This window comes from Candidatus Pelagibacter communis (assembly GCF_001180205.1).
GTDB classification, from domain to species: Bacteria; Pseudomonadota; Alphaproteobacteria; order Pelagibacterales; family Pelagibacteraceae; genus Pelagibacter; species Pelagibacter ubique_O.
Map to the genome: position 1 here is coordinate 1 of NZ_CVSU01000118.1, position 578 is coordinate 578.

Here is a 578-nt window from a genome sequence, read left to right on the forward strand (position 1 = left end):
ATATGGGTTGGTTTTATTAGGCCTGATGGACTTCAAGGAACATGGGCATTTTTTAATTTAGTATTTCTACAAAACCTTTCAGCTTTTTGTGTAGGTATTTATACAATTAAAATAAATAAATTAGGCCATACTCCACAAACATCTAATGAAGGAATTATTGCACCAGGTATTTTAACTTTGTTAAGTGCAATACTTTGTTACGGATTAGCTGATAAAATTTATATTTAAAACCAACTAGGTGCTGGAAGACCTTTTTCTTCTAAAAATTTTTTATTGAACATTTTAGTTGCGTACTTATCACTTCTATCACAAAGAATTGTAACGATAGTTTTACCTGGACCTAATTCTTTACCCATTCTTATTGCTCCAGCAATATTGATACCGCAACTAGTACCTAGGCTAAGGCCCTCATTTTGAATTAAATCATAAAGTATAGGCAATGCTTCATGATCATCTATCGAATAGGCGTCATCAATTTTTGCTTCATTAAAGTTAGCTGTTACTCTGCTTGAACCAATCCCTTCAGTAATTGATCCACCTTCTGACTTAAGTTCACCATTTTTTATATAATTATAAAG

At 31.8% G+C, this 578-nt stretch carries 1 protein-coding gene and 1 pseudogene; one reads left to right on the forward strand and one right to left on the reverse strand.

What is annotated here, in order from left to right:
• Nucleotides 1-228: pseudogene (locus AMO08_RS05330) on the forward strand (hypothetical protein); the annotation flags it as partial.
• On the opposite strand, the gene AMO08_RS05335 reads toward AMO08_RS05330, so the two are convergent.
• A partial coding sequence (locus tag AMO08_RS05335; protein ID WP_143323822.1) for a pyridoxal-phosphate dependent enzyme occupies nt 225-578 on the reverse strand: 354 nt, incomplete at its 5' end. The pseudogene AMO08_RS05330 and the gene AMO08_RS05335 overlap by 4 nt on opposite strands.